Annotated in this window: 4 protein-coding genes and 1 pseudogene; 2 read left to right on the top strand and 3 right to left on the bottom strand. The window is 63.8% G+C overall.

The features are described from left to right. On the top strand, positions 1 to 1,337 hold a 1,337-nt coding region (recG, locus tag EN745_RS27545; protein WP_127422709.1), incomplete at its 5' end, for an ATP-dependent DNA helicase RecG. On the opposite strand, the pseudogene EN745_RS27540 reads toward recG, so the two are convergent. Beyond that, positions 1,289 to 2,046, bottom strand: a pseudogene (locus tag EN745_RS27540) (DUF502 domain-containing protein). The gene recG and the pseudogene EN745_RS27540 overlap by 49 nt on opposite strands. A 104-nt stretch (positions 2,047 to 2,150) precedes the next feature. After that, positions 2,151 to 3,974 (bottom strand): glutamine--fructose-6-phosphate transaminase (isomerizing), encoded by a 1,824-nt coding sequence (gene glmS / locus EN745_RS27535; protein WP_127422708.1) that lies wholly within the window; start codon positions 3,972 to 3,974, stop codon positions 2,151 to 2,153. Between the two features lie 212 nt (positions 3,975 to 4,186). On the opposite strand from glmS, the gene EN745_RS27530 reads away from it, so the two are divergent. Then, positions 4,187 to 4,519 carry an ADP-ribosylation/crystallin J1 gene (locus tag EN745_RS27530; protein ID WP_127422707.1) on the top strand — a complete coding sequence of 111 codons (333 nt, stop codon included), beginning with the start codon at positions 4,187 to 4,189 and terminating at the stop codon, positions 4,517 to 4,519. A 41-nt stretch (positions 4,520 to 4,560) separates the two neighbouring features. Here EN745_RS27530 and glmU read toward each other — a convergent pair whose 3' ends face one another. Continuing rightward, positions 4,561 to 5,931 carry a bifunctional UDP-N-acetylglucosamine diphosphorylase/glucosamine-1-phosphate N-acetyltransferase GlmU gene (gene glmU / locus EN745_RS27525; protein ID WP_126054307.1) on the bottom strand — a complete coding sequence of 457 codons (1,371 nt, stop codon included), beginning with the start codon at positions 5,929 to 5,931 and terminating at the stop codon, positions 4,561 to 4,563. Positions 5,932 to 6,070 lie beyond the last annotated feature (139 nt).

Genomic DNA, 6,070 nt, shown 5'->3' with positions numbered 1-6,070 from the left:
CCGGCGATGGCAGCGTCGTCGAAAAGCTGCGCGAAGCACTCCCCTACTCGCTGACGCCTTCGCAGGAATTCGCGCTCGCCGAAATCCTTGCCGATCTCGCCGACCCGGAGCGCATGCTGCGCCTGCTGCAAGGCGATGTCGGCTCCGGCAAGACGGTGGTGGCACTCCTTGCCATGGCGCGCGCCGTCGAGGCTGGCGGCCAGGCGGCGCTGATGGCGCCGACCGAAATCCTGGCGCGCCAGCACCTGGCAACCATCGCGCCCCTGGCGCAAAAGGCAGGCCTGCGCACCGCCATCCTCACCGGCCGCGAAAAGGGTCGCGAGCGCACGGAGACACTGGCAGGGCTGGCCAGCGGTGAGATCGACATCGTCGTCGGCACGCACGCCCTGTTCCAGGAATCGGTCACGTTCCACGATCTCGTCCTGGCCGTCGTCGACGAGCAGCACCGGTTCGGCGTCCACCAGCGGCTTGCCATCACCGCCAAGGGCGACGCGCCCGACATGCTTGTGATGACGGCAACGCCGATCCCGCGCACGCTGGTGTTGACCGCCTTTGGCGACATGGATGTCTCCAAGCTGACCGAGAAACCCGCCGGCCGTCAGCCGATCCGCACCGTCACGCTGCCGCTGGAGCGGCTGGACGAGTTGGTCGGGCGCATGCGCGACGCCGTCGCTGACGGCCAGAAGATCTATTGGATCTGCCCGCTGGTCGAGGAATCCGAAGAGGTCAAGCTGATGTCGGCGGAGGATCGCTTCGCCTCGCTGAAGCCGCTCTTCGGCGACCAGATCGGCCTCGTGCATGGCCGCATGAAGGGTGCCGAGAAGGACGAGGCGATGCGCGCCTTCAAGCAGGGGGAGACACGCATCCTGATAGCCACCACCGTCATCGAAGTCGGCGTCGACGTGCCGGACGCCACGATCATGGTCATCGAGCATGCCGAGCGCTTCGGTCTTGCCCAACTGCATCAGTTGCGCGGCCGCGTCGGGCGCGGCGACAAGCCCTCCTCCTGCGTGCTGCTTTACAAGGACCCGCTCGGCCAGACGGCCAAGCGCCGCCTGTCGGTGATGCGCGAGACCGAGGACGGCTTCCTGATCGCCGAAGAAGATTTGAAACTGCGCGGCGAAGGCGAGTTGCTGGGCACGCGCCAGTCCGGCACGCCGGGTTTCCAGGTAGCGCGCATCGAGGCGCATGCCGATCTTCTCGAGGCCGCGCGCGACGACGCCAGGCTGATCCTGTCACGCGATCCGGAACTGCAGTCCGAACGCGGCGAGGCGCTGCGCCTGCTGCTCTACCTGTTCGGCCGTGACGAGGCCGTGCGCCTGCTGCGCGCCGGCTGAGGCCCGGCGCCTATCGGCGGATTGGCGAGGTGCCCTCGATCTGCTCGCCGTTTACGGTCACCAGCTTGCTCTTCACCTCGGGCGCCACCAGTCCGGCCGAAACGATCAGCTTGGCGCCGTCCTCGATTGTCATGTCGAGCAGCACGATATCGGATTTCAGCACATACATCAGGAAGCCGGTGGTCGGGTTCGGCGTGCACGGCATGAACACCGCAATCAGCGGGTCCCCTTCCTGGTCGAGCTTCTGGTTGATCTCGGTTTCCTTCTCGCTGGCGACGAAGACCAGCGACCAGATGCCCTTGCGCGGATATTCGACCAGCCCGACTTGGCGGAACATGTCGCCCTTGTTCGAGAGCACCGTTTGGAAAATCTGCTTCAGCGAACCATAGATGCCGCGCACCAGCGGCATGCGGCCAAGCAGCCGCTCGCCGAAATTGACAATGGCGCGGCCGACGATGTTGGCGGTCATGAAGCCGATCAGCGTGATCAGCACCAGCGCAACGATGAGACCGAAGCCGGGAACCGGGAACGGCAGATAGGTGTCCGGGCTGTAGCGCAGCGGGATATAGGGCTTCACCCAGGAATCGACCCAGCGGATGAAGGACCAGGCGATATAGGCGGTAATCGCCAGCGGCGCGCAAACAATGAAGCCCGTCAGGAAATAGTTCCTGAGCCGGGTCATGCCTGAGGTCTTCGGGGCGTCGGACATGGATCACCGCAGCGCAGGTTGCGCCGCAACATTAGTGAACCGCAACACGGTTTGGAACTGCGAAGTTTTTAAAGAGCGCCCGCGGCGGAACGGCGCAGATTCAGCTACTCCACCGTCACCGACTTCGCCAGATTGCGCGGCTGGTCGACGTCGGTGCCCATGAACACTGCGGTGAAATAGGCGAGCATCTGGATCGGCAGCGCATAGATGATCGGCGAGATGATCTCCGGCACCTCGGGAAGCACGATTGTCTCCATCGTCTTCACGCTCGCCTGCGCCGCGCCCTTGCTGTCGGTGATCAGGATGATCTTGCCGCCGCGCGCCGCAACTTCCTGCATGTTGGACACCGTCTTTTCGAAGATGCGGTCATGCGGAGCGATGACGATGACTGGCATGTGCTCGTCGATCAGCGCGATCGGTCCATGCTTCAATTCGCCACCGGCATAGCCCTCGGCATGGATATAGGAGATTTCCTTGAGCTTCAGCGCGCCTTCCATGGCCAGCGGGAAGTTGGTGTCGCGGCCGAGGTAGAGCACATCGCTGTAGCGGGACAGCTCGCGCGCGATCCGCTCGATCTGGCTGTCCAGCTTCAGCACCTGGTTGGCGAAGCGGGGCGCCTCTGAAAGCTCGCGCACCAGCACTTTCTCCTCATCGCGCGAGATCGTGCCGCGCGCCACGCCCGCCCGCACTGCGAGCGAAGCCAGCACTGAGAGCTGGCAGGTGAAGGCCTTGGTCGAGGCGACGCCGATCTCAGGCCCGGCCAGTGTCGGCAGGACGACGTCGGACTCGCGCGCCATGGTCGATTCGCGCACATTGACGACCGCGCCGATCTTCATGCCGGCCTGGCGGCAGTAGCGCAGCGAGGCCAGCGTATCGGCGGTCTCGCCCGACTGCGAGATGAACAAGGCGGCGTCGTTCGACGACAGCGGCATCTCGCGGTAGCGGAATTCCGAGGCGACATCGATGTCGACCGGCAGCCGCGCATAGCGCTCGAACCAGTATTTGCTGATCAGGCCTGCCAGATAGGCGGTGCCGCAGGCCGATATCGCCAGCCGGCCGATCTTGGCGAAATCGAAGGGCAGCTCGAGCGGCTTCGACACACCGGAGATGAAGTCGACGTAATGCGCCAGCGTGTGCGAGATCACCTCCGGCTGCTCATGGATTTCCTTTTCCATGAAATGCCGCCGGTTGCCCTTGTCGACCATGAAACCGGTCGACAGCGACTGCTGGCGCTTGCGGTCGACCTTGTTGCCGTCCATGTCGAAGATGGCGACCTCGTTGCGGCGCACCACAGCCCAGTCGCCGTCTTCCAAATAGGTGATCGAGTTGGTGAAGGGCGCCAGCGCAATGGCGTCGGATCCGAGGAACATCTCGCCGTCGCCATGGCCGACTGCCAGAGGCGGACCGTTGCGGGCGCCTATGATGAGGTCTTCGTCGCCTTTGAACATGATGGCCAGCGCAAAGGCGCCAGAGAGCCGCTTCAGCGCCTGGTGCGCGGCCTCGACGGGCTTCAGCCCTTTGGCGAGTTCGCGGGCTACCAGATGCGCGACGACCTCGGTGTCTGTCTGCGAGGAAAAGCTGTAGCCGTCGCGGGTCAGCTCGTCGCGCAGTTCGGCGAAATTCTCGATGATGCCGTTGTGGACGATCGCGACGCCGTCGGAAAAATGCGGATGCGCATTGGTCTCGTTCGGCACGCCATGGGTGGCCCAGCGCGTGTGGCCGATGCCGATCGTGCCGTCGAGCGGCTCTTCCCTCAGCCGGCGTTCGAGGTTGATCAGCTTGCCTTCGGCGCGGCGGCGGCCGAGCTCGCCATTTTCGATGGTGGCGACGCCGGCCGAGTCATAGCCGCGATATTCCAGCCGCTTCAACGCGTCGACGATGAGCGGCGCGACCTGCGAATGGCCGACAATTCCGACGATGCCGCACATGGCCGTTACCCCCGATTCCCTGCAGAAACCCAGCGCTATCTAGGGATTGCGGGCCTGCCGTGAAAGTCACTTTGCGTTTCGTTCCGTGTCAGCGGAACGGGTCTTGCTCGCAATGCACCCTGACAGACCGCTGTTGCAATCCGATTACTGCAATCGTTCGGTTTTTCAAGCGCTTGGTTCTCGTTTCAGAAATATCTGGCTAAAGTCTGGCCATGAGCGTAGCCAAACCCACGGTGGCACTCTGGCGTCCTGTCGGATCACAAGAGCTGAAGCTGATCGAGGCATCGGGCATGCGGGCGTTTCCGCCACGGCTGCCCGAACAGCCGATTTTCTATCCGGTCCTATCCGAAGCCTACGCCGTGCAGATCGCACGCGACTGGAACGTACCCGCAAGCGGCAAGGGTTTCGTCACCCGGTTTGACGTGTTGAAGAGTTTTCTCGACCGGTACCGGGTCGAGCATGCCGGCAGCAAGGCGCATCTGGAATACTGGATCCCTGCCGAAGACCTGCCTGAATTCAACAAGTCGATCGTCGGATCGAAGTGACCGCCGCTTTCGGCAAGGAAAGCGAGCCCGCCGGCTGACCGCTAGTGGTCGGCGCCGGCTTTCTTTTTCGCTGCCGCCGAGGCAAAGCGCTCGCGTATTTCCTTGCCCTTGCCGGGAATGGTCTTCTGGCGGGCGCGACCGAAGGCCAATGCATCGTCGGGCACGCTTTCGGTGATCACGCTGCCCGAGGCGATATAGCCGCCATTGCCGATCGAGACAGGCGCGACCAGCGAGGAGTTGGAGCCGATGAAGGCGCCCTCGCCGATATCGGTGAAGAATTTCGAATAGCCGTCATAGTTGCAGGTGATGGTGCCGGCGCCGATGTTGGCCCCGGCGCCGATCCGCGCATCGCCAATATAGGTCAGGTGGTTGACCTTGGCGCCCTCCTCGATCGTCGCCTGCTTGACTTCGCAGAAATTGCCCACCTTGGCCTTCTGCTTGAGGTCGGCACCCGGCCGCAGCCGCGCGAACGGACCGACATCGCAATTGGCGGCGATCGTTGCCCCCTCTATGTGGCTGAAGGCATGGATCCTGGCGCCCGTGGCGATCCTGACGCCCGGGCCGAACCAGACATTGGGCTCGACCACTGCGTCGGCGCCGATTTCGGTGTCGTGCGAGAAATATACGGTTTCGGGCGCGATCAGCGTCACGCCGGACAGCATCGCCTCGCGCCGCCGGCGCGCCTGCCAGATGCCTTCCGCCTCGGCGAGTTCGGCCCGGTTGTTGATGCCGAGCGCGCTCTCGAAACTGGCTTCCGTCGCCACGACGTCCAGGCCTCGGGCGCCGGCGATCTCGACGATGTCGGTGAGATAGAACTCGCCCTTGGCGTTGCTGTTGCCGACCTTGTCGAGCAGTTCGAGCGCGTGCTTGCCCGCCACCGCCATCATGCCGGCATTGCAGAAGCCGATCTTCTTCTCCTCCGCCGAGCAATCCTTCTCCTCGCGGATGGCGACGAGCCGGCCGCCCTTCTCGATCAGGCGGCCATAGCCGGTCGGGTTGGGCGGACGGAACCCGACGACGACGACGGCGGCACCTTCCGCCAGTTTCCGCCGCGCGACGGCAAGCGCTTCCGGATCGATCAGCGGTGTATCGCCGAACATCACCAGGATGTCGTCGTAACCCTTTGATATTGCTGCACGCGCTGCAAGCACGGCATGCGCGGTGCCGAGCCGCTTCTCCTGCACGAAGGTCTCCGCCTTGGGCGCAAATTTCTGCGCCGCCTTGCGCATTTCCTCCACGCCATGGCCGATCACCAGCGCCAGATCGCCGCTGCCGGCGGCCTCGGCCGCCTTCACCACATGGGCCACCATCGGCAGCCCGGCGATAGGATGCAGCACCTTGGGCAGCGCGCTCTTCATGCGCGTGCCCTCGCCGGCGGCAAGGATGACGGACAGGCAGGATTTCTGGCTCATGAAGGGCAACCGTACGAAAAGCGTTTGAATCAATGGATGCTAGCAGTGCTGCCCATGCTGCACCAATGCGGTTAAATTCCGGTGAGACGGCGGAGCAGCTGACTCTTGATCAGCGGGTCGTTCGTTGGGAATTCTACGT

Source organism: Mesorhizobium sp. M4A.F.Ca.ET.022.05.2.1, from assembly GCF_003998845.1.
Taxonomy (GTDB): domain Bacteria; phylum Pseudomonadota; class Alphaproteobacteria; order Rhizobiales; family Rhizobiaceae; genus Mesorhizobium.
Note: the sequence above shows the minus strand (reverse complement) of the source record. Positions and strands in the feature narration are given on the sequence as shown.